Origin of the sequence: Legionella moravica DSM 19234 (genome assembly GCF_000423305.1) — a bacterium.
Classification (GTDB): Bacteria; Pseudomonadota; Gammaproteobacteria; order Legionellales; family Legionellaceae; genus Legionella; species Legionella moravica.
In genome coordinates this window covers 169,684-191,288 of the sequence record NZ_KE384002.1, presented here as the reverse complement: position 1 = coordinate 191,288, position 21,605 = coordinate 169,684, and the positions used below count along the sequence as shown (strand labels likewise).

The window sequence follows — 21,605 nt, the reverse complement described above, 5'->3', positions numbered from 1 at the left end:
CTCTCAGGCATTGACCGCGGGATCCAACGTTTTAAAGCGATTATAATGAAGATCGTTTAAACTTTAAGCACGGAACATAGGTTAGAAAAGCACTTGTCAGCACAGACTAATAACGCCTTGTTGGTACCAAGAGAGGCTAGAAATTGTTTTCTTACCCTTGGAATTTGCGTAACTCAGAATATTCGAGAGAAATAGTTCTAATAATATCTTCAATCGGCAATCCCATAACATTGTAATAAGAACCCTTTATTTCTTTCACAAATGCTTTATATACATTCTGAATACCATATGCCCCAGCTTTATCGAAAGGATCGCCTGTATTAATATAATCACGTATTTGTTGTTCAGTAAGGGTGTGAAAAGTAATATGGGTTGTCACATAATCCACGTGCAAACGTTTCTCTGGAAGAAAAATCAGAGCATATCCAGTGTATACTTCGTGTGATTTGCCACTCAACAAGCTCAACATTCTGTAGGCATCTTCGTAGTCGCCTGGTTTTTCTAAAATGTGATTCTGATAAGCTACAGTAGTATCTGCAGCTAAAATTAAATCAATAGAGTCGGTCGCAACCTGAGACAAAACAGTTTGAGCTTTTTCTTTTGCCAGTCGGGTTACATAGGCTTTTGCATCTTCTCCTGCTTGTTGAATTTCTTCAATGTTGGCAGGTCTGACCATTGCAGCCAACCCATGCTCTTGCAAGATGTGCAATCGTCGTGGCGATGCACTGGCTAAAATAATTTTTAATTGGTTAACAGAGTTCATAAAAGAAGTGATTTGCTCGTGTCTAGCGGAGGTATTGTAGGCTGAGCTACAAAGCTCAGCCTTAATTGGTTCAATGTATTACTTAGCTGCAGCAGCTTTCTTTTCCTTTTCTTTAGCGATTACTGCTTCAGCAACACTGGCTGGACATGGAGCATAGTGAGAAAACTCCATTGAGAATTGACCACGACCAGAAGTCAGTGTACGCAACGTACTGATGTAACCAAACATTTCTGATAAAGGAACATCAGCCTTGATACGAACACCAGCTGCACTGGGTTCTTGTCCAGATATCATACCGCGACGACGGTTCAAGTCACCAATCACGTTACCTACATCTTCCTCTGTACTGTACACATCAACTTTCATGATGGGCTCAAGCAACTGAGGAGCAGCTTTTGGTATGGATTGACGAAATGCACCTTTAGCAGCAATTTCAAAAGCGATAGCTGACGAGTCAACTGGATGGTAGGCACCGTCGGTCAGGTTTACTGAAACATCCAAAACGGGGAAACCAGCTAAAGTACCTGCGCCCATCATTGAACGGAAGCCTTTTTCAATTGCAGGGAAAAATTCTTTAGGAACGTTACCACCCACAACAGACGTCACAAAAGTGAATCCAGAGTTTGGCTCACCTGGCTCAATAGTGTAATCAATTTTACCGTATTGACCGGCACCGCCTGATTGTTTCTTGTGTGTGTAACTGTCCTGAATCGATTTGGTAATGGTTTCACGGTAAGCAACCTGTGGTTGACCTACGATTAACTCAACATCATAAGTACGTTTCAGAATATCCACCTTAATATCAAGGTGTAACTCACCCATACCACGAAGGATGGTTTCGCCTGAATCTTCATCTGTTTCAACTCGGAATGTTGGATCTTCCGCCACCATTTTACCGATAGCAATAGCCATTTTTTCAGTAGCGCCTTTATCTTTTGGCGTCACGGCAATTGAGATTACCGGTTCAGGAAATACCATTGCTTCAAGGGTGCACTCGTGATTCGGATCACAAAGAGTATGGCCGGTACGAACGTTTTTCATGCCTACAATAGCGATAATGTCGCCAGCTTCAGCATGTTGTAATTCGTTACGTTCATTTGCCTGCATTTCCACCATACGACCGATACGTTCCGTTTTACCAGTAAACGAGTTTAGGATGGTGTCCCCTTTATTCAATTTTCCTGAATAGATACGAACGAAGGTTAAAGCACCGAAACGGTCGTCCATGATTTTAAATGCCAATGCACGGAATGGCTCATCAGGAGAAACAATAGCGAACTGGCCATTTGGCTCACCTTCAGCATTGGTCAAAGGCTGTGGATTAACTTCATGAGGTGCAGGCAAATAATCAACTACGGCATCCAATAACAGTTGCATCCCTTTATTCTTGAAGGCAGAACCGCAATAAGTCGGGAAGAAAGCTAATTCAAGAGTACCTTTACGAATGCAACGCTTGATGTCTTCAATTGAAGGCTCTTCTCCATCCAGGTAAGCCATCAATAAATCATCATCCATTTCCAGCGCTGTTTCGATCAATTGTGCCCGGTACGTTTCAACATCGTCAGCCATGTTAGCTGGTACATCGGTAACGGTGAAATTTTCTGGCTGACCGGATTCGTCCCAAACGTAAGCTTTACGGGTTAATAAGTCAACAACACCAACAAAGCTGTCTTCAAACCCGATGGGCAGAGTCATAATGAGAGGATTTGCACCTAATACTTTTTTAATCTGCTCAGTGACTCTCAGGAAGTTAGCGCCGATTCGGTCAAGTTTGTTTACGAAAATCAAACGAGATACTTTAGAGTTATTCGCATAACGCCAGTTGGTTTCTGACTGAGGCTCAACACCGCCAGAACCACAGAATACGCCGATACCGCCGTCGAGTACTTTCAATGAACGATAAACCTCTACAGTAAAGTCCACGTGTCCTGGGGTATCGATAACATTGAAACGTGTACCTTTCCAGAAACAACTTACTGCTGCTGACTGGATAGTAATACCCCGCTCCGCTTCCTGCTCCATAAAATCGGTTGTTGATTGACCATCGTGAACTTCACCTATTTTGTGAATTCTGCCAGTGAGCTTCAAAATACGCTCGGTAGTAGTGGTCTTTCCGGCATCTACGTGAGCGAAGATACCAATGTTTCTATAAAGGTTTAAGTCAGTCATAGCGCTCTTATAATTTTAAATGGAATAAAAATAGTGGCACAGTATACAGTATATAATATGAATTTGCAGCAGTTCCGTGCATCGATATAAAGAAATTATTCTGCATCCAGACCCTCATCGGAAATTGCTCTGACAATCAGCAGAAACTAAGTTAAGTATGTGGGTAGTTAGGTTCAAATTACCAATTGATCAAATTTTATACTAGAATAATATTTATACAATCTAGAGATCAGGTGTGCTATGAAAAATCAAGATCCTGCGCTTGACTGTCCTAACCCAAGATTAATATCAGCCATATATTTTGGCTTACTGTCTGTGGTTGGTACTATTTTAATTAACGCCATGCTGACTTCTCTTGGAGTAAAACAAATCATTCCGATATTTGAGGCCGTAATTTTAGGGATGGTTGTTGCTTCATGTACCGGAGCCATAATGGGAGAACGAATTATTCACTGTCCTAAACCATACAAAGCAAAGACTTTTCTGATCGGGTTTACCATGGTTATAGCCTCATTACCCATATTCGATTTGGGGCTTTTATTGTTTATGATAAAAGAACAATCCGATTTGCTGCCTGTTGCACAAGTTTATAACATGGTTCATTTCTATTTGTTTATCCTGGCGTACAGCTATATTATTTTTGGGATCTTGCTGGCAATAGGCTCAGGGTTTGCTGCTCTTTTTTTACGGGGTCAGTTGGTCTACGATATTCTGACTACCTACCTACCCAATGAAAATATATCTAAATTGCCTGACTCACCGTTAGAGAAAAGCAAAATAGAACATTCTGACCGAGTAAGTATCAGACATCGGTAAACTGGCTGTTAAAAATCCGCTCCCTAATGGAGACTGATTATTGAATTTTGGTCAATTATTTTCATTAGGGTGTTACTGCACTACAACCTGAACGTATATAAAGTATTCTATAATTAAAATATCAACTCCTTTAAAATCAAAATCTTCATGGACAAAGAACCAAAGGAACAACAAACTGATATAGCCTTTAGTTTAAAAATGATCAAAGCAATTACTTTTGATATCCAGGGAACCTGCGTTGATTTTGTTCAACCACTTATCCGCGCAGGACTGGAATTAAATCATACAAAAAACATCGATATTGATTGGAACACTTTTTCTTTTGAATGGCGCAAATTATATCGCAACATACTTGATGAAATAATTACTGGCCAACGAACCTGGATGAGGGTAGATCACATCTACCGTCACACATTGGATTCCTTGCTGGAACTTAAGGGTTTGTCAGTCAGTTTCTCAATCGCTGAGCGCGATAAGCTTAACACCATCTGGAGCCGTCTGGAACCCTGGCCAGACAGTATAGAAGGCCTAAGCCGATTGCGCCAAAAGTTCATTACATCCACATTGTCCAATGCAGGAATGGCAACGATGGTTTCTGTCGTCAAACACGCCAGGTTGCCATTCGATGCATTGCTTACAGCTGAACTGGCACATAACTACAAACCTTCCCCCTCAGTATATCAGTTGGCTGTAGATTATCTCGGTTATAAACCCGATGAACTCTTGATGGTGGCTTGTCACAAGTATGATTTGAAGGCCGCACGAGCCTTTGGAATGCGCACAGCATTTGTAGCTCGACCGCTGGAATTTGGCCCAAACGGTAAACCAGACCTAACTCCTGAACCCTGGTTTGATTTATATGCCGACAGTTTAGTTACTCTAGCTGAAATTCTGGGCACTTAACAAAAACCAAGAGAACAGTTCTACCCTCTCACTCACTGCATCTCAAGCAATTTTAATTGGATGTGCAACATTCAAGATCGGTATTTTTTTAAAAAATAATTCCGTTATACCAATAAATTGAGACTCAATCCTCCATACTGCATGGAATATCCTGGTGAATCAATAAAGGCTGATGCTTGATGCGTATTGACATAATAAACGGTGAGAAACAGCGTTTTAAACAGTGGGCCATTAATACCCATACCCCATTGATAGGTCGGACTGGAATTGGTTTCTGAATCTGGAAGATTTTTAATGTACTGTCTACCGAAGCCTCCATCCAGATAATAGTGCCAGGTAGGTCCTAACTTTCTGCCTAACTTGACTAATACCTTTTTTTCCTGATATTGAGCTGGACTAAAATAATTACGTGATCGGAACTGATTGGTAAATCCTCTAGCTATTGCTGTTAATGTCAATCCTAAATCCGGATTAACAATAAAAGACGGAGCAAGATAATAACCATTTCGCTCATTATTATCACTTATCCTCATATGAGAATAGGAACCATCAAAGGACAAATAAGGCAATGGACTCAGGGCAAGGCTAGCTCCGTATAGTCTGTTGGTAATTCGATTAGCAAAGGCCGGAAACGTTTCCAGAACTTCCTTCTGAGCCAACCATCTTATATTGATGTAATCATTGGGAGTAAATAATAAGGATGTATTCCACAAAAACGGAGACCAGGTATCATGTTGCCCAAAAGTACCATTACGGTACTCAGTAGGTTCAACCTTTCCATCTAAAATCAGATATCGGCCCGAACGTATACTTTGGCCTAAATAAAATCCTTTTGCATCCATCACTCTTAAACCATTCTGAGTGTATTTAATGTATTCAGGCCCCAATACCGTTTGACTTTGTTGACTCCAATAATGTCTGTAATCCAAAGTTGTTTTGTTCTTCGTAAATGTTTCCGAATCTACTGACCTGTAGTAAGACGGGCTGATGACATTCGGCCATGTAGCCAGGTTGGTTTGCCATACCAAATCCCTGAGATCACGACCCAGTCCTGATTTTAAATCAATCGTCGCTATTATCTCACGATTGTTAACCAGCGTTTTTTGGGTCAAATCAGACCAATCAGACCAGGAACTTGCCTGAGATGAAGCAACCACCATTTCAGGTGTTGTATATTCCTGGTTAGAAGGAATCTGACTGTAAGCCAAACGCGGCCGATCGTAATAAGCAAGACTTTTAACCAATCCAGCCAAGGCAAGCTCATGTTGTTTTTTTGATAAATTATAAGTGAGTATTTTTTTATATAAATTTTTTGCCCTCACGTAACGAGCCATCCAGAATTGCATCTTCCCCATGCCAAACAATGCAATAATTTGATCTTTGGGTTTGCTGGAGCTGTTGAACATCAACTGATAATAGTCAAAAGCAAATTGAGGCTGATTCATCATAGCCATACTCTCTGCTGCGATACGATATAACAGAGGTGATTTTTCACCATCAAGATACCATTTAATCGATTCATACATCTGAGGCCCATTATTTAATTCAAGATAATGTTCTGCCTTCTTGATTTGATCGCCAATTTTTAATTGATTCAATTGCTCTATAAATTCTTGTTCTTTTTGCTCTATTCCCGGTAGATTTTTAATGGAGGACATTTTATCAAGGCGAAATAGATAGTGCTCTGCTGCTGTTCTATTATTTAAGGCAAGCTGCATTTTGATCATGCCCATTAGCGCGATGGACTGATCCGTTGCCTTCTTGCTGATTGCATAGGCTTTCTGATAATAAGCGAACGATTGTTTGGGATTATCCATAATTGCCATACATTGAGCAGCAATTATCAAGAGTTGAAATGACTCTTGCGAACGTAAATAAGGATGAATTATTTGAAAAGCTTCCTTGCCCTGATTTTTATCAATTAATTCGCGGGCCTCTTGGATTAGGGCATCTTTTTTAAGTTCTTCAGCTTGTTTTAAGCCATTTTTTGCTACAGAAGCATCCTGCTCATTCAGCGGCATTGACACGAGTTGTTGGTAAAGCTTGATTGCTTCTTCATAATCCATCAACCAGAGTTGGGTGCGAGCGATTTTAAACAGCGCGATCTTTTGAAGAAGATCATTTTTGAAGAACAGTGCTTTTCCGTAGGCTTGTTTGTAAGCCTTGAGAGCTTCGTCAGGCTTTTCCTTGTCAGCAAACTGATTCCCTGTTTTAATCATGCCGTTAATCAAGGTATTGATTTGCTCCAAAGCGGTGTCAAACCCTGATTTTGCAATAGAATAGTCCTCTTTATCCAGTTTGAAAGACAGCAAGGTTTGATACGTTTCAAACGCTAACTCGTACTCTTTTAGCTGAGTTTGTAATTTACCTATTTTAAATAAAGCGACACGTTCGATAACAATATTATTGATTAATTTTCCATGGTACAGAGCAGATTTGTAACTATTCAATGCTTTTTGTAAATTACCCAGTGCTGAATAAGTATCTCCCAAAGTCAGCTCAATATTATAATTTTTTTGCTTTTGCTCGAGCTGTTCCAGAATAATCAATGCTTCTGAAAATTTATTTTGATTATATAAGTCCTTAGCTCTGGAGTATTCTTGCCAATAGCTATTGCCCGCAGTATTCGCATAAGAGCAATTCAGAATAAAATGCGCCAGTAACATTACAAGCAGCTTGCGAATCAACAATTCAATCTCCATATTCCTGGATCGGTAATCGACACAACAGGCTAATTACCCCTATTCTTTCTTGGTGCCCCATGTTTTTTTACGTCGCAATAATTCTGAAACATACCCGTAAATCACTGCCGGATTCATCAAAAATTGATAAAAAAGAACATAAAGCACAAATCCCAATATATTTTTCCTGACTTTAAAGTTACTTCGTTGAAATAAACTACGTTGCCCTACATAAAAAATTAAATTACTTAATATTCCCAAGGGTAAAACTGCAAGAGTCATAGGACCCGCAATATAAAAATACCCGAAAAATGCGGCAATTACACCTGGAATAAATACGAAAAAAAATACATTATCAAACATTACAAAAAATAAATTCCAGTATACATAAAATGTCGAGAGACGAGGACGCAACAATATTCCCGGATATTGACGAAAGGCTTCAAACAAACCTCTTGCCCATCGACTTCGTTGAAAGAAAAACTGCTTGTATGTTTCCGGGACGTTAGTAAAAGATATTGCCTCTTCCGCAAAATCAATTCTATAGCCTTTATTTAGCAAAGACCAGGTAAGCACAATATCCTCTCCGACAACTTCCGGCCACCCGTTTACTTCTTGCAAGGATGCTTTGGTATAAACAGAAAAACATCCCTGAGCAACCAAAGTGCCTTGGTAAAAACTTTGAGCACGTTTAATCACTGCAATTGCATGAAAATAATCCCATTCCTGAATACGAGTCATTAAGGTAGCACGGGAGTTTTTCACATAAACTGATCCTGCACATGCAACGGTTCCTTTAGGGCCAGTCAGCAGTTTGGTCATGAGATTTTTAATTGCTGAAGACTGCAAATAGGTATCTGCATCAATGGTAATGACATAATCAGTCGTTACTTGCGGCAATGCAAAATTCAGTGCCGCAGCCTTACCTTTATGATTGGCTTCCAATATGCGCAAATTACCTAATTTCAGTATTTTTGCTTTTTCAACAGTTTTATCAACTGACCCATCGTCTATTAAAAAGATCTCGATTTTAGCTGGGTATTTCTGATTTTTAATAGAGTTCAAAGTAAATTCGATAGAATGTTCTTCATTGTATGCGGCAATGAGAACCGATACAGCAGGATATTCTTGTTTATAAATTTTGTTTTTACGTGAATCAGTTAAATAACTGGTCAATAAAAACATATACATAAAGCCAGGAATCAAGGCAATTGACAGAATAATGATTACCGAAGGGATAAATGTTACAAGACCTGCCAATTCATTGATCCACGAAATGGACAAATAAAAGCATAATAAAAACCACACTAAAGAAATAATGAGGTTGAATAAAAATTTTGTCCTAACATTTATGTACATAAATCAGCCAGTGGATCATGTCTTAAATAGAAGGAATCAATAGGAGTCATGTTTAAAAGCTTATAAAACCGTGCGACAAAAGTCCATTCAATAAATAGGAAATTGACTGCACTAGTCAAAAAAGGGTAACAATACCTTTAAGATGAATTAATAGTACTCAATACAGCAAAACTCAGGAATTCTTGATTTTGGCTTGTGGCAGACCGATTAGAAACTCATAAATTTTATCTGGAAGATCCGGGGCCTTGTATAAATATCCTTGAGCAAAATCGCATCCATGAGATACAACAAAATCTCTTTGGAACTCAGTTTCTATTCCTTCGGCTAATACCTGAATATTAAGACTATGGCCTAAATTGATAATTGCTTTGGCGATAGCCGCATCATTAGGATTCGATGCCATTTCATTGATAAATGAACGATCAATCTTTAACTTATCGACCGGGAATTGTTTGAGATAAGATAAACTGGAATAGCCTGTACCAAAATCATCGATAACCAATTTGGTTCCCATGTCTTTTAAAGAGTACATGGTTTCAACCACGAGATCGATATCCTCAATCAATAAACTTTCAGTTAATTCAAGCTCAAGATACTTTGCTTGTAATCCGCTGGATTTTAGAGCTCTGGAAACCATATCAGGCAGATTGGTTTGCCTGAACTGTCTTCCTGAGATATTAACCGCAATACTTAAATCCTTTAATCCCCTTGTTTGCCATTCCTTCATTTGCCTGCATGCTTCATGCATGGCCCATTCGCCCAACTCAAGAATTAACCCATTTTCTTCAGCCATGGGAATAAAATCAACCGGACTAACTAAACCCAATATCTTGCTATGCCAACGCATTAACGCTTCAAAACCAATCACCTTGGATTGCTTCAAATCTATTAATGGCTGATAAACCAGGAACAATTCATTATTTTTTAGAGCATCTCTCAATGCAGAATCTAATTGCATGTGATTAATAACGCGTCTGTTCATTTCAGGTTCATAAACTCGATAGGTATTTCGCCCACTGTCTTTTGCATGATACATGGACAAATCCGCACTCTTCATCAAGGACTCGTAATCTCCACCATCACGAGGATAATAACTAATCCCCAGGCTAGCAGTAATTTTTAAGCTGTGCTGATCGATTTGTATTGGTTTTTCAATGGAACGTAATATGCCCTCAGCCATAATCTCAGCCTGCTGATATGAATCAATTTCTGAGAGTAAGATTACAAACTCATCACCACCAAGTCTGGCAACCGTATCAAAATCATCCGTTGCAATTAAGAGCCTGTTGGAAATGGCCTGCAATAATTTATCACCCATATTATGGCCCAAAGTATCATTGGTCATTTTGAATCGATCCAAATCTAAAAACATAAATGCCAGGATGGATTTTTTCTTTTTGGCAAGAAGTATGGCCTGATCAACCCGGTCCATTAATAAAACCCGGTTGGGCAAATGAGTCAGTGAATCATAGGTAGCCTGCATGACCAATTGATTTTCCATATCTCTGCGCTGGGTAATATCATTTAAAATACATACATAATGTTTCACATTACCCAAGGAGTCTTTTACCGGAGCAACACTGATTTCACACCAGTAAACCGTCCCGTTTCTTTTAATGCTTTCCATCTCAACCATTTCTTCACGCAATTCTCTTATAGCCAGCTCAATCCTTTTATTATTAACCTCTTCCGAGTTAGAACCGAGTAAACTAACCAAACTTTTTCCTAAAGCTTGTTGTTCTGTATATTCCGTCGTTCGTTCAAAAGCACGGTTGACATAAATCACTTTATTTTCATTTGTGGAAATATCGATAATCGCAATGCCATGTGTGCTTGCTTCTATGGCTCGCTCGCGTATTCGTAATTCATCTTGCGCAAGACGTTTTTGAGTTACATCACGAAAACTGTACACCCTCCCAACAATCTGAGAGCCAACACGTTGAGGTTGAGTGAAGCGTTCGTATATTCGCCCGTCTTTGAATATTAATTCAGGTAATTCCCCCTGCCACTCGGGATTTTGGTAAAGATATTGAACGTCTGAAATTAACGATTGAGGATCAATTAATTGCTCCAATATATACTCAAAGCTCATGCTTTCCTTGCCGGATTCCAGCATATAAGAAGGTATGCGCCACATTTCCACAAACTTTTGGTTCCAGTCAACTACAGCTCCATGACCATTGACCATCATGATTCCATCGGCAGTGGATTCCAAAGTGGCCCGCAGTAACGATAAGGATTTTTCAAGCTCGATATTTTTCTCAAGGATTTCATCAGTTTTAACGGAAATGTTCTCGGTCAAAGGGGATTTGCTTGAACGCTGAAATTCGGGTTGAGTGTGGTACCATTGCTCCAACAGATCGGATAAACCAGGATGATTACCCAATACCCCCAATTCGTCTCTGATATCTGTTACAGACGGCTCTTTGCCTCTTTTTTTTATTTTTTCTGCGGCAGCGGCAACTTTTTCGTAATTGATTTCTTGCCTACGCATGCATCCCTCACTAGAATGTCCTTCATGATGATTAACGGCATCTTCTGTATTTACTTTAGCAAATAAAGAACCAAAAGTACAGTTAATGAACATATAAGTCTCATTACTCAGGAAGAATAATAAGTCTGAATTTTTTAAAAGGATTACATTAAAATGAAAAAAACTCACTTTGATACACGGGCAATTCATGCAGGTCAAGAACCTTGTCCAAGCACTGGTGCGGTAATGACGCCTATATATGCAACATCAACCTACAAACAAATTGCCCCGGGTGAGCATCTTGGCTATGAATATTCCCGCACAAAAAACCCGACCCGTTCCGCCTATGAGGCCTGTATCGCGAGTCTGGAATCAGGTCAACATGGATTTGCCTTTGCTTCAGGTATGGCAGCCATCAATACCGTGATCGATCTTCTCGATGCTGGAGATCATGTCATAGCAATGGATGATCTATACGGGGGTACGTTCAGATTATTTGATAAAGTAAAAACCCGCACTTCTCATTTATCTTTTTCCTTTATTGATATGACCAATCTGGCCACCATAGAGGCCGCTATTACCCCCAAAACCAAACTGCTATGGATAGAAACGCCTTCTAATCCCATGCTAAAATTAGCCAATTTACGTGATATAGCCGCCATAGCTAAAAAACATGGGCTGATTACTGTTGCCGACAATACATTTGCAACGCCCTGGATTCAACGGCCCATAGAATTGGGATTTGATATCGTTATTCATTCTGCAACAAAATACCTGAACGGTCATTCAGATGTGGTCAGTGGTGTTGTGGTTGTTGGAGATAATCCTGAATTAGCCGAGCGATTAGGATATTTGCAAAATTCCTGTGGAGGAATTGCGGGACCTTTTGACAGTTTTCTGGTTTTAAGAAGTTTAAAAACCTTATCCATTCGCATGGAGCGACACTGCAAAAATGCCAATGAACTGGCACAATGGCTAAGCAGTCATCAGAAAATCAAAAAGGTGATTTACCCTGGTTTAAAAAGCCATCCACAGCATTCATTGGCTAAAGAGCAAATGCATGATTTTGGAGGTATGATCTCCATGGTAATCGATGGTAATCTGGAGCAAGCCAAAAGATTTTTAGGCCGTTGTGAACTCTTTACCCTGGCTGAAAGTCTTGGAGGAGTTGAGAGCTTGATAGAACATCCGGCCATTATGACGCATGCTTCCGTGCCAGCCAATCAGCGTAAAGCCTTGGGTATCGACGATGGTTTGATTAGACTGTCTGTTGGAATTGAACATATAGACGATTTACGTGCTGATCTGGAATATGCCTTAAATTAAAAACATCATTAAATATCAGGAGTAGTGATACATGCAAAAACCAAATAAATTTCAGGGGTACATTAAAGCCGTAATGGCAACCCTGCTTCTTATTTTATCTACCACCTTTTGCTTTATCCCTATCCTGTTTATTGGGCTATTCAAATTATTTCCCAATAAATCATGGCAAGCACTCTGCACTCGCTGTGTGGATGGCATTGCCACCTTTTGGTGCGGCATTAATAATTACTATGTCAATAATGTGCAAAAAATCAAATGGGACATAACCGGGTTAAATAACCTGAATCGGAAAGACTGGTACCTGGTTATTGCCAATCATCAAAGCTGGCTTGATATTGTCATTCTTCAACGCTTATTTAACAGAAAAATTCCCGTATTGAAATTTTTTATAAAAGATCAGCTAAAATGGGTGCCCTTGCTTGGATTTTCCTGGTGGGCTATGGGCTGCCCTTTTATGAAAAGATACAGCAAAGAATATCTGGAAAAAAAACCACACAAACAAGGTAAAGATGTTATCTCCACATTCAAAGCGATAGAAACATTTAAAAGAACTCCGGCATCGATTATGAATTTTGTTGAGGGAACTCGCTTTACTTTATCCAAAAAAGAACAACAACAATCACCTTATAATCATCTGCTCAAACCCAAAGCAGGTGGTATCAGTTTTATTATCAGTTCTATGGGATCGCAAATCACCAGCATTCTGGATGTAACCATAGTCTATTCAGAAAAAAATCACTCACTTTGGGATTTTCTTTGCAATCGAATAAAATCCATTAAAGTAAATATCAGACAGATTCCCATTCCAACTCAATTTACCTCTTTAAATCTCATTAATGACAAGGCAACTCAAGATGAATTTAAAGACTGGTTAAACAAGCAATGGGCTGAAAAAGATACTCTAATTGCCTCATTACAGGAATAACTTATGAACTCACTCCAAACTATAATTGAACAAGCATTTGAACATCGTCAAAACCTGTCCATGGATACCGCGTCACCCGAATTGATTGCAGCCATTGACGAAGTCCTTTCCTGTCTTGATAATGGACAATATCGAGTTGCCGAAAAAATTAATGATGAATGGATCGTTCATCAATGGATAAAAAAGACAGTACTTTTATCATTTAAACTCTTCCCCAACCAAGTGATTGATTCCGGTTTTTGTCAGTTTTATGACAAAGTCCCTCTAAAATATACTGGCTATAGCAAGGAGCAATTTCAACAATCAGGAGTTCGAGTTGTCCCTCACGCCATGGTTCGGCGAGGAGCCTATATTGCCAAAAATACGGTATTAATGCCCTCTTATGTGAATGTTGGTGCTTATATTGACGAAGGTGTTATGGTAGATACCTGGGCAACAGTTGGTTCCTGTGCTCAAATAGGCAAAAACGTTCATTTATCTGGCGGAGCTGGTATCGGTGGCGTTCTGGAACCGCTGCAAGCCAATCCAACCATTATTGAAGACAATTGTTTTATCGGGGCACGCTCGGAAGTGGTCGAAGGAGTCATTGTAGAACGAAACTCGGTTATATCAATGGGTGTGTTTCTGGGCCAAAGCACCAAAATATACAACCGTATGACGGGAAGCATTACCTATGGCAGAGTTCCAGCGGGATCTGTTGTCGTTGCAGGAAATCTGCCAAGTGACGATGGCAGCCATAGTCTTTATTGTGCTGTTATAGTGAAGCAGGTCGACGAAAAAACACGCGCAAAAGTAAGTATCAATGAATTACTCAGAGCGAATTAAAATGAATGATATAAAAAACATCCTGGCTAAACTCATTAGTTTTCCGTCCATCACCCCCGAGGATGCGGGTTGCCAGGATTTTATGATCCAGTTCCTCAAAAATTTGGGATTTAATTGCCAAATAATGAATCAAGGGCCGGTAACTAATTTTTTTGCCTGTTATGGCTCAATCGGGCCTTTATTAGTCTTCGCAGGGCATACAGACGTAGTTCCGGTTGGCGAGATCACAAAATGGGGCTCAGATCCATTTGAACTGCAGGCTAAAGGCGATATGCTTTACGGCCGTGGGGTTGCTGATATGAAAGGTAGCTTGGCCAGCATGCTGGTCATGGCTGAACGATTTATCAAAACCTATCCTTCATTTCCGGGAAGGTTAGGATTTTTGATAACCAGCGGTGAAGAAGGTGATGATTTTGATTTTGGAACTCCTTATGTTATGGAGCAATTACAAAAACAGGACATCCATATTGATTATTGTATTGTAGGTGAGCCATCCAGTACCAGCCGGGTAGGTGATGTAATCAAAATCGGCAGACGAGGTTCATTGAGTGCGAAAATCACCTTGCATGGTAAACAAGGTCATGTGGCTTATCCTCATTTAGCAGATAATCCAATTCATAGAATTAGCCCGGCTCTTGCTGAATTAACCTCTATTCAGTGGGATAATGGCAACGCCTTTTTTCCACCTACTTCCATGCAGATTACCCACATTCAATCAGGAGGCCAGGCGAATAACATTATACCTGGAGAGTTGAATCTGCATCTTAATTTCAGATACTCTACGGAACAAACAGAGCGCTCATTAATAGAAAAGGTAATGGGTACATTCAATCACTATGATCTGGCTCCAATTGTAGAATGGCGACTCAATGGGGAACCGTTCCTGACGGATAAGGGCGAGCTTCTTGAAAGTTGCAAACAGGCTATTACCAAAATCACCGGATTAACTCCAGATTTATCGACCAACGGCGGCACTTCAGATGGTCGTTTCATTGCTCCTTACGGGGTTGAGGTCATCGAACTGGGTCCATGCAATGCAACAATACACCAGGTCGATGAATGTGTTTCACTAAAGGATCTTCAATTATTGGAGGCCATGTATTTTTCGATTTGCGAGCAACTGATACTTGGTTAGCATCGATTCATTGGCATGCAGGCGAATATTGTACTGCAAATCATAAAAAACCTGTCCTGAATCATATGATTTTAATCCCGTATTGCGTTCTGCCAATACGGGATTATGCTGTTTGGCACATCCTCTAATAATGCCTTTTCCTAACCCAGCTCAAGCTCCAGAGAGGATTGCTTTTTAGGGTTCAATTTTAATTCTTCTTCAGCTACCGCTTTATCATTAACTACTTTAGTGACACAGGCATCAGACCAGACGTTTAAAGACGTTTCCAGCATATCTATCATGGCATAGAACGGTAAAATAACGCCCATTAAGGTAATAGGAACATTCATGCTGGATAATAAACTGATGCTAAGAAAAAAGCAGCCCATTGGAACTCCCGCATTTCCTATAGCAGCGATTGTTGAAACCAGAATCCACAAACCCATAGCAGGATAAGAAATAGGCATACCATGGCTTTGCATCAAATAAATCACTGTAGCAAATATAAACGCAGCACAACCATTCATGTTAATACTGGTACATAAAGGCAAAACAAAACGACTGATTTTCGGTTTGACCTGCAAATTGGTTTCAATCGTATTCATGGTTATCGGCAAGGTTCCTACCGATGATTTAGAGAAAAAAGCAACGGATAATGCGGGTATCATTGCACGCATCGTGGCAAATGGTTTAATCCCATTCATTTTCAGCCACAGAGGTAGGATAATAAATCCCTGAATCAAATTAGCCAGTACGATAATTAATAAATACTGGCCTATACCTTTAATGTCCATTCCCGAGCGCAACTGCACTACCGTGGAGGTAATAAATCCAAACAGCCCCAGAGGAATCAGCGTAATAATCCAACGAGTCATGACTAAAAACATGCCATGAGCGCCGCGGAAAAATTGGGAAATGGTTTCCCTTGGACCATCTTCCGGAATTTGACGTATGGCAAATCCAATAACAATACTCAGTAGTAAAACCCCCATGACTTGCTGCTCAAGGAATGGAGATAATAAATTAGTAGGAATGATATTTGCCAAATACCCCAGATATCCCAGATTATTGATTGAATTTGAAGCTGTTTCCTGCAAATTGACCTGTACAGTATTGGGATTAATGATGATATAAAGCAAGCAGCTAATGGTTGCGGCAACCAATGTAGTCAAGAACGTGTATTTAATGGTTCGTTGCCAAATTCGTTTCATCACCGCATCAGTTTTATAATTAGCCAAGGTGACAATGATTGAGAGCGAAATAATGGGTAAACTGATGCACTTGAATATTTTTATGAACAATTCAGAAATAAGCAGTCCCAAGCCCTTTAATATAGCAATATCAGACAGACCACTTAGAATTCCCAAACCAATCATGAGTACATAGATTAAAGGAGTGGCTAAAAATTTTTTTTTGCTTTGTTGATGTGCTGCACACATATTTAAATCCTTAATTCTTAGAATAAAAAAACAAGAGAAATCAGAGATTTAACAGCAGCAACAGCAATACAGTAACTTGATGTCTGAGTGAGATAAAAGGCGGGTAAAATGTAGCGGTTGAATTGACATAAACACCATTACCTTGGTAAAAATTTGAACATATCGTGTATATTCTAACATAATGTCAGTATACGTCAATACTATTCATTAAAAATAGGTTCTGCACATAGCAAAAAAGCTGTCATGCCCGCACAGGCGAGCAACCATTCATCAAAATAAACCGCTGCCAAAGAGCCAATGGGGATTATTGCTCTCCCCATTTAAACTCTCTTTCAACTCTCTGACACACTCCATATCACCTTCTTTTCGCGTTCGAGATGATATGACTTTTGGTGTATGTCAACAAGTGATCTCAACGTACTACAATGCCAAATGCCAAATAGTTGCCCGCCTGTGCGGGCAAGACAGGTTTTTTTGTCATGTACAGAGAAAAGTAGGCAAAATAATACCAGGACGTGTTTACAATTCAACTCCGCAGACTACAGGCCGTCAAACGGGCCTAGCCGTTTTCGAAAGCGCCCACCAGGGGTTAGGGAAGATGAACAAGACTCAGCATTGATATTCCCGAGTTGATTAAACAACCCTATCTTCTCACATCCCGAATAAATTACTAAAAATCGACCAGTTCAATACTGTTTATTTGTTGCTTGAAACGCATGATGCGTCTGAACGCGTCGTCTATACGTTTAAGTTCTATCGTATTGTTTTGCACTAATTGTTCAATGCAATCGATAACCTCGGTTGCCGTAATACTGTCTAGTTGATTTGCAAATATCATCATATCTGCACCTGCATTAATTGTAAGGGCAAGTGACTCTTCCAGGGTATAATGTTTTGAAATGGCCTGCATTTGTAAATCATCACTGATTATAACGCCATCAAATGCCATAGTCTCTCTTAGAAGGCCAGTTAACACTTCATGAGACAGGGTTGCCGGAAGCCCTTGACTGTCCAATTTCTTATTAACCACATGCGCAGTCATCACCATAACCGGTTTATCACTGTCTCTTAACAAATGGCGATAGGGTACTAATTCATCAAAGTGAAAGGTATCAGTAACATCGACAAAGCCTTCATGCGTGTCACCAACAGCACTTCCGTGTCCAGGAAAATGTTTATAGCAACACCCTATTCCATAACGACTGAACACGCTAACAAATTGTCTGGCCGCCTGTGCTACGGCATCAGGATTATTTGAAAAACTACGGCCTAATCTTCCTATAATACCTTGTTGCTCATTTAAATTTAAATCGACCACTGGAGCAAAATTAAGGTTAAAACCCAGAGATTTTAATGTAGATGCCATTTGCCCTGCTTCTTCATTAAAATCATTTGGTGACAATTTTGCCAAATCGCAAGGTCTCATAGTCGTCATGCATCCATCTATTTTTGCCAATCGATCAACAACGCCACCCTCATAATCCAGGGCGATGAGTAATGATGGCGCCTCGTCGTTTATGTACAACGGTGCAGGGCAATGATTTAACTGATGGATCAAATGTTTGATTTGAGTCTTGTTCTTTAGATTTTTACCGTAGGTATTAGTAGCGAGGTCTTTATCAAATAACAAAACACCGCCAAGGCCATCATTGGATAACCATTGAGCTATAGGGCTATGCTCATGCAGTTCACATCCATTAAACCCCATAATCAACATTTGTCCAATTTTATTTCTAAGAGTAATCATTTGCTTGCCTCATCCTAACTGATGGACGAAATAATACACAAAGATGTGATGCAAGGCTATGTGTTACCCTTAGAAGGTTTAAAAAACACGGCTTTTTCTTCTACTGCCCTGTTTGAGGTTCAGGAATAGAACCAAAATCACACTTACAATTTCCTTTCGCATCCGGTGGTAAAGGAACCTGTGAAAAATCTGCAGTAAAACACACCGGGATAGTCCAGGCTACATGTTCTGGATTACTGGTACGAGGTAAAGTCCAGCTTTTCAGTGCGGGATAAGATTTACCCACCTCACTTTGCCAAAAAACGGGGGCATATCGAGAATAATAGAGTAAACGCTGGCCAGCAGTACAAACAAACTCAGTACGCCCCCAGGATTTTCCCTTTGGTACAGTTATAGTGAATAATTTAGTATTACTAGTTGCATCAAAAACATCCACTGATACGTCATAATTTGTCCAACAATTGTCCTTAGCCAAGGTATAGTAGCAAGTAAAAGACCATAGTGGACTGCTAAAAGAAATCAGCCAGGAAAGAGCTAACAGACGAATTATCATGATAAGACCCTGCTTAGAACCTAATCGATGAATATATGTTCAGTATATACAATTATTGACAAAAATGTATTGTGCCCCTTATGGAGCACAAAAAAAAAGTATGCTGAATGTGTGACCAAAAATACTTGCCCTGCTCCTACTGCGCAGGTTTGGGTTCAGGAATAGAGCTAAAATCACACTTGCAATTGCCCTTAGCATCCGGCGGTAAAGGAACCTGTGAAAAATCAGCAGGAAAACAAACGGGAATAGTCCAGGCAAGATCCCCTGGATTTATTTTACCTGGTAAAGTCCAATTTCTTAGGGCTGGATATGTTTTACCTTTTTCACTTTGCCAAAAAACGGGAGAATATCGAGAATAATAAAGTAAACTTTGAGCAGCAGTGCATGAAAACTCTACCCGTCCCCAGGATTTTCCTTTGGGTACAGTAAGGCTAAATACTTTATTTGTATTTGATGCATCAATGACGTCTACAGACACATCATAATTAGTCCAGCAGTTGTCCTTAACCAAGGTATAATAACACGTGAAGGACCAGATAGGTTGACAGAACACTAATATCCCAAATAGAGCAAAAAGACGAACTATCATCATAATAAAACCGTTATTGGAAGCTGAGCTATGAGTAATATAATCAGTATATACAATTCGTCGCAAAATGGTATGAAGAAGTTATTGAGATCGACGAAGATACGGTGTTCTATAATTAAGAATGAGTTGAACTCCCTTTCAACTCGCGGTCACTATAATCTTCTAAACCCTGAATCAGGGACAGAAACAACAACTGTCTTCATAATTTTCGTCTTGCTGAGATTCAGCGTGCATTTCCGGTCTCATAGCCTGTCCAAGCGCAATAAAACCAAAACCAACAGCCAATACAGTAGCAGCCAAAGCCCAACCTGCCAAAATTGCAGCCCCTACCGCTGGTACTCCGAGAGCGACAGATAAACCTACCGCAATGATTGAAGTAATTGGAGAAACTATAAGTAAAGGAAGAGGATCAAACCTTGGTCCCCATAACATTGTTCCCAATATATATCCGGTTAAAAAGCTATTATGATGTTTTTCTGCATATGCAAGAAGGACTAGATCAATCGAAATAGTACCGACTGCCGCCATAATCAATAAACCGGCTCCGCCACCGTACATTAAGCCTTTACCTATAATTAAACTGAAATCAGCAACTCCTTTTTGCATGGCATTCTCTAAAGACATAATAAATTCCTCATCCAGTAAAAATAACGCAAAATACATCATATTTAAACCATAATCAATAAATTTTAATCAACTTCTGTGTGTCAGATACCATACAGTTACTCAAAACCCTCCTGATAGGGTCATAAATTTTTTTATACTCTATACAACACTTCGAGTATTTAATTACTTTGAGCGCAACCAAAGTTCTACGAATCCGGGCACAGTATCACTTCCAAAAGTTCTCTTATTGCCTTTATGACGAGGATACTCTAATGCAGTATCACGAAACCAATACTTATCCATATAACGATAAATAACGGTTTTTCCAATTCTGAATTCTTTAAAATGTACAGAATCACACATTTCAATCCATTGCTAATGAGTAAAAAGCTCTCTTTCTTACTTAAATTACAGCTCATTTCACATATACTCTTGCATTTATTTTCTGACAAGTATAAGCTTGCCCGGTTGGAGAGGTGGCCGAGTGGTTGAAGGCGCACGCCTGGAAAGTGTGTATACGGCAACGTATCGAGGGTTCGAATCCCTCTCTCTCCGCCAAAATTATGTCTCACCCCCGTGCACTGTAAAATAAGCTTCGCTTTCTGAATGAACTAATTTAATCAGGGATATGACAGATGAAAATGAAATTACAAATAACCGCATTAGGAATTTTATTCTCAGTCAACGTATTCGCCGATGGATACTACCCCGAATTAACATCACAAGATCAACCATGGACCATCACAGCGAGTGTAGGCAATGGAAGATATCAGGACATATATTCTAAAGATGGAAAATCTGTCATGGGGCGTCTTGCGCTAGGAAATGAACTGATGCTTTCTGGAGATTTTGCTCTCGGACTTGAATTAGGTATACAAAACGGCCATCAGATGCGTCTTAATATTCCCAATGAGACATTAGCGGTTCTGGAATGGCTTCCTGTTAAAACAACACTTGGCCCCATGCTTGATTTATTACTTACTGCTAAAAGTGATCCTTTATTTGGTAGCTCCTTCTTTGCTCAGTTAAAAGGCGGTGTTGCTTACCGCTATTGGCAAATGGAACATCGGCCAATTAAAGAAAAATCACAACTGGCAGGAGAATTCCAAGCGGGATTTGGTTATCCAATCACAGCTTTAGCCAGTTTAAATGTCTTATACCAGGGGGTATACGGTAACGATCCCAAACCCAAAATTTATACGGCTACAAAAACTGCAAGCATATCTAATATACCTATTTTGCATGCGGTACTATTAGGCCTGACGGTGAACCTCTAAATTAAATGCTCCCAATTCTCTGAATTTGCTATCGATTACA

At 39.7% G+C, this 21,605-nt stretch carries 18 protein-coding genes and 1 tRNA gene; 8 read left to right on the top strand and 11 right to left on the bottom strand.

The window, feature by feature from the left end; genetic code table 11:
* Positions 1-151 precede the first annotated feature (151 nt).
* Both G543_RS0114695 and fusA read right to left on the bottom strand, forming a co-directional pair.
* The gene (locus tag G543_RS0114695; RefSeq protein WP_028385192.1) at positions 152-763 is read right to left on the bottom strand and encodes a Maf family protein; all 612 of its coding nucleotides are present in this window, start codon (positions 761-763) and stop codon (positions 152-154) included.
* Positions 764-841: 78 nt separating this feature from the next.
* The gene (gene fusA / locus G543_RS0114690) at positions 842-2,932 is read right to left on the bottom strand and encodes an elongation factor G (protein WP_028385191.1); all 2,091 of its coding nucleotides are present in this window, start codon (positions 2,930-2,932) and stop codon (positions 842-844) included.
* Between the two features lie 240 nt (positions 2,933-3,172).
* Here fusA and G543_RS18110 point away from each other — a divergent pair, with 240 nt between their 5' ends.
* Complete coding sequence (locus tag G543_RS18110) at positions 3,173-3,748, top strand: hypothetical protein (protein ID WP_035922442.1); 576 nt, start codon at positions 3,173-3,175, stop codon at positions 3,746-3,748.
* A gap of 147 nt (positions 3,749-3,895) precedes the next feature.
* Positions 3,896-4,651 (top strand): haloacid dehalogenase type II, encoded by a 756-nt coding sequence (locus tag G543_RS0114680; RefSeq protein WP_065236052.1) that lies wholly within the window; start codon positions 3,896-3,898, stop codon positions 4,649-4,651.
* Positions 4,652-4,755: 104 nt separating this feature from the next.
* Here the strand turns inward: G543_RS0114680 and G543_RS0114675 are convergent, their stop codons facing one another.
* The 3 genes from G543_RS0114675 to G543_RS0114665 form a co-directional block, all read right to left on the bottom strand.
* On the bottom strand, positions 4,756-7,341 hold the full coding sequence (locus G543_RS0114675; protein ID WP_133141380.1) for a tetratricopeptide repeat protein: 2,586 nt from the start codon (positions 7,339-7,341) through the stop codon (positions 4,756-4,758).
* A 51-nt stretch (positions 7,342-7,392) separates the two neighbouring features.
* Positions 7,393-8,691 carry a glycosyltransferase family 2 protein gene (locus tag G543_RS18105; protein ID WP_035922440.1) on the bottom strand — a complete coding sequence of 433 codons (1,299 nt, stop codon included), beginning with the start codon at positions 8,689-8,691 and terminating at the stop codon, positions 7,393-7,395.
* A gap of 172 nt (positions 8,692-8,863) precedes the next feature.
* Positions 8,864-11,185 (bottom strand): bifunctional diguanylate cyclase/phosphodiesterase, encoded by a 2,322-nt coding sequence (locus G543_RS0114665; RefSeq protein WP_028385188.1) that lies wholly within the window; start codon positions 11,183-11,185, stop codon positions 8,864-8,866.
* A 153-nt stretch (positions 11,186-11,338) separates the two neighbouring features.
* Here G543_RS0114665 and G543_RS0114660 point away from each other — a divergent pair, with 153 nt between their 5' ends.
* From G543_RS0114660 to dapE, 4 genes are read left to right on the top strand one after another with little or no spacing between them, the layout of a single operon-like run.
* Complete coding sequence (locus G543_RS0114660) at positions 11,339-12,490, top strand: trans-sulfuration enzyme family protein (RefSeq protein ID WP_028385187.1); 1,152 nt, start codon at positions 11,339-11,341, stop codon at positions 12,488-12,490.
* A gap of 31 nt (positions 12,491-12,521) precedes the next feature.
* Positions 12,522-13,415, top strand: coding sequence for a 1-acylglycerol-3-phosphate O-acyltransferase, YihG family (locus G543_RS0114655; RefSeq protein ID WP_028385186.1), 894 nt, complete (start codon positions 12,522-12,524; stop codon positions 13,413-13,415).
* A gap of 3 nt (positions 13,416-13,418) precedes the next feature.
* The gene (gene dapD, locus G543_RS0114650; protein ID WP_028385185.1) at positions 13,419-14,240 is read left to right on the top strand and encodes a 2,3,4,5-tetrahydropyridine-2,6-dicarboxylate N-succinyltransferase; all 822 of its coding nucleotides are present in this window, start codon (positions 13,419-13,421) and stop codon (positions 14,238-14,240) included.
* Position 14,241: 1 nt separating this feature from the next.
* Positions 14,242-15,375: a succinyl-diaminopimelate desuccinylase gene (gene dapE, locus G543_RS0114645; protein ID WP_028385184.1), complete on the top strand. Its 1,134-nt coding sequence runs from the start codon at positions 14,242-14,244 to the stop codon at positions 15,373-15,375.
* Between the two features lie 140 nt (positions 15,376-15,515).
* On the opposite strand, the gene G543_RS0114640 is transcribed toward dapE, so the two are convergent.
* The 6 genes from G543_RS0114640 to G543_RS0114610 form a co-directional block, all read right to left on the bottom strand.
* Entirely contained in the window at positions 15,516-16,793 is a 1,278-nt protein-coding gene (locus G543_RS0114640; RefSeq protein WP_028385183.1) for a dicarboxylate/amino acid:cation symporter, read from the bottom strand.
* 670 nt (positions 16,794-17,463) lie between these two features.
* Positions 17,464-18,540, bottom strand: a complete 1,077-nt coding sequence (locus G543_RS0114630) for a glycoside hydrolase family 3 protein (RefSeq protein WP_028385182.1) — start codon at positions 18,538-18,540, stop codon at positions 17,464-17,466.
* A gap of 100 nt (positions 18,541-18,640) precedes the next feature.
* Positions 18,641-19,093 carry a hypothetical protein gene (locus G543_RS0114625; RefSeq protein WP_028385181.1) on the bottom strand — a complete coding sequence of 151 codons (453 nt, stop codon included), beginning with the start codon at positions 19,091-19,093 and terminating at the stop codon, positions 18,641-18,643.
* Positions 19,094-19,229: 136 nt separating this feature from the next.
* A complete protein-coding gene (locus G543_RS0114620; RefSeq protein WP_028385180.1) occupies positions 19,230-19,682 on the bottom strand; it encodes a hypothetical protein in 453 nt (150 codons plus the stop codon).
* 174 nt (positions 19,683-19,856) lie between these two features.
* Positions 19,857-20,348, bottom strand: a complete 492-nt coding sequence (locus tag G543_RS18100) for a hypothetical protein (RefSeq protein ID WP_238584785.1) — start codon at positions 20,346-20,348, stop codon at positions 19,857-19,859.
* 123 nt (positions 20,349-20,471) lie between these two features.
* Positions 20,472-20,651 (bottom strand): hypothetical protein, encoded by a 180-nt coding sequence (locus G543_RS0114610; RefSeq protein ID WP_028385179.1) that lies wholly within the window; start codon positions 20,649-20,651, stop codon positions 20,472-20,474.
* Positions 20,652-20,758: 107 nt separating this feature from the next.
* Here G543_RS0114610 and G543_RS0114605 point away from each other — a divergent pair.
* Positions 20,759-20,846: transfer RNA gene (locus tag G543_RS0114605), tRNA-Ser, on the top strand.
* A 77-nt stretch (positions 20,847-20,923) separates the two neighbouring features.
* Complete coding sequence (locus tag G543_RS0114600; RefSeq protein ID WP_028385178.1) at positions 20,924-21,565, top strand: hypothetical protein; 642 nt, start codon at positions 20,924-20,926, stop codon at positions 21,563-21,565.
* Positions 21,566-21,605 lie beyond the last annotated feature (40 nt).

What these genes read in the sequence shown, in the direction of transcription:
- G543_RS0114655 (WP_028385186.1), top strand. Translation starts at nt 12,522, where the DNA reads ATGCAAAAACCAAATAAATTTCAGGGGTACATTAAAGCCGTAATGGCA.
- G543_RS0114640 (WP_028385183.1), bottom strand. Translation starts at nt 16,793, where the DNA reads ATGTGTGCAGCACATCAACAAAGCAAAAAAAAATTTTTAGCCACTCCT.
- dapE (WP_028385184.1), top strand. Translation starts at nt 14,242, where the DNA reads ATGAATGATATAAAAAACATCCTGGCTAAACTCATTAGTTTTCCGTCC.
- fusA (WP_028385191.1), bottom strand. Translation starts at nt 2,932, where the DNA reads ATGACTGACTTAAACCTTTATAGAAACATTGGTATCTTCGCTCACGTA.
- G543_RS18100 (WP_238584785.1), bottom strand. Translation starts at nt 20,348, where the DNA reads ATGATGTATTTTGCGTTATTTTTACTGGATGAGGAATTTATTATGTCT.
- G543_RS0114625 (WP_028385181.1), bottom strand. Translation starts at nt 19,093, where the DNA reads ATGATAATTCGTCTGTTAGCTCTTTCCTGGCTGATTTCTTTTAGCAGT.
- G543_RS18105 (WP_035922440.1), bottom strand. Translation starts at nt 8,691, where the DNA reads ATGTACATAAATGTTAGGACAAAATTTTTATTCAACCTCATTATTTCT.
- G543_RS0114620 (WP_028385180.1), bottom strand. Translation starts at nt 19,682, where the DNA reads ATGATAGTTCGTCTTTTTGCTCTATTTGGGATATTAGTGTTCTGTCAA.
- G543_RS0114665 (WP_028385188.1), bottom strand. Translation starts at nt 11,185, where the DNA reads ATGCGTAGGCAAGAAATCAATTACGAAAAAGTTGCCGCTGCCGCAGAA.
- G543_RS0114680 (WP_065236052.1), top strand. Translation starts at nt 3,896, where the DNA reads ATGGACAAAGAACCAAAGGAACAACAAACTGATATAGCCTTTAGTTTA.
- dapD (WP_028385185.1), top strand. Translation starts at nt 13,419, where the DNA reads ATGAACTCACTCCAAACTATAATTGAACAAGCATTTGAACATCGTCAA.
- G543_RS18110 (WP_035922442.1), top strand. Translation starts at nt 3,173, where the DNA reads ATGAAAAATCAAGATCCTGCGCTTGACTGTCCTAACCCAAGATTAATA.
- G543_RS0114660 (WP_028385187.1), top strand. Translation starts at nt 11,339, where the DNA reads ATGAAAAAAACTCACTTTGATACACGGGCAATTCATGCAGGTCAAGAA.
- G543_RS0114600 (WP_028385178.1), top strand. Translation starts at nt 20,924, where the DNA reads ATGAAAATGAAATTACAAATAACCGCATTAGGAATTTTATTCTCAGTC.
- G543_RS0114610 (WP_028385179.1), bottom strand. Translation starts at nt 20,651, where the DNA reads ATGTGTGATTCTGTACATTTTAAAGAATTCAGAATTGGAAAAACCGTT.
- G543_RS0114630 (WP_028385182.1), bottom strand. Translation starts at nt 18,540, where the DNA reads ATGATTACTCTTAGAAATAAAATTGGACAAATGTTGATTATGGGGTTT.
- G543_RS0114695 (WP_028385192.1), bottom strand. Translation starts at nt 763, where the DNA reads ATGAACTCTGTTAACCAATTAAAAATTATTTTAGCCAGTGCATCGCCA.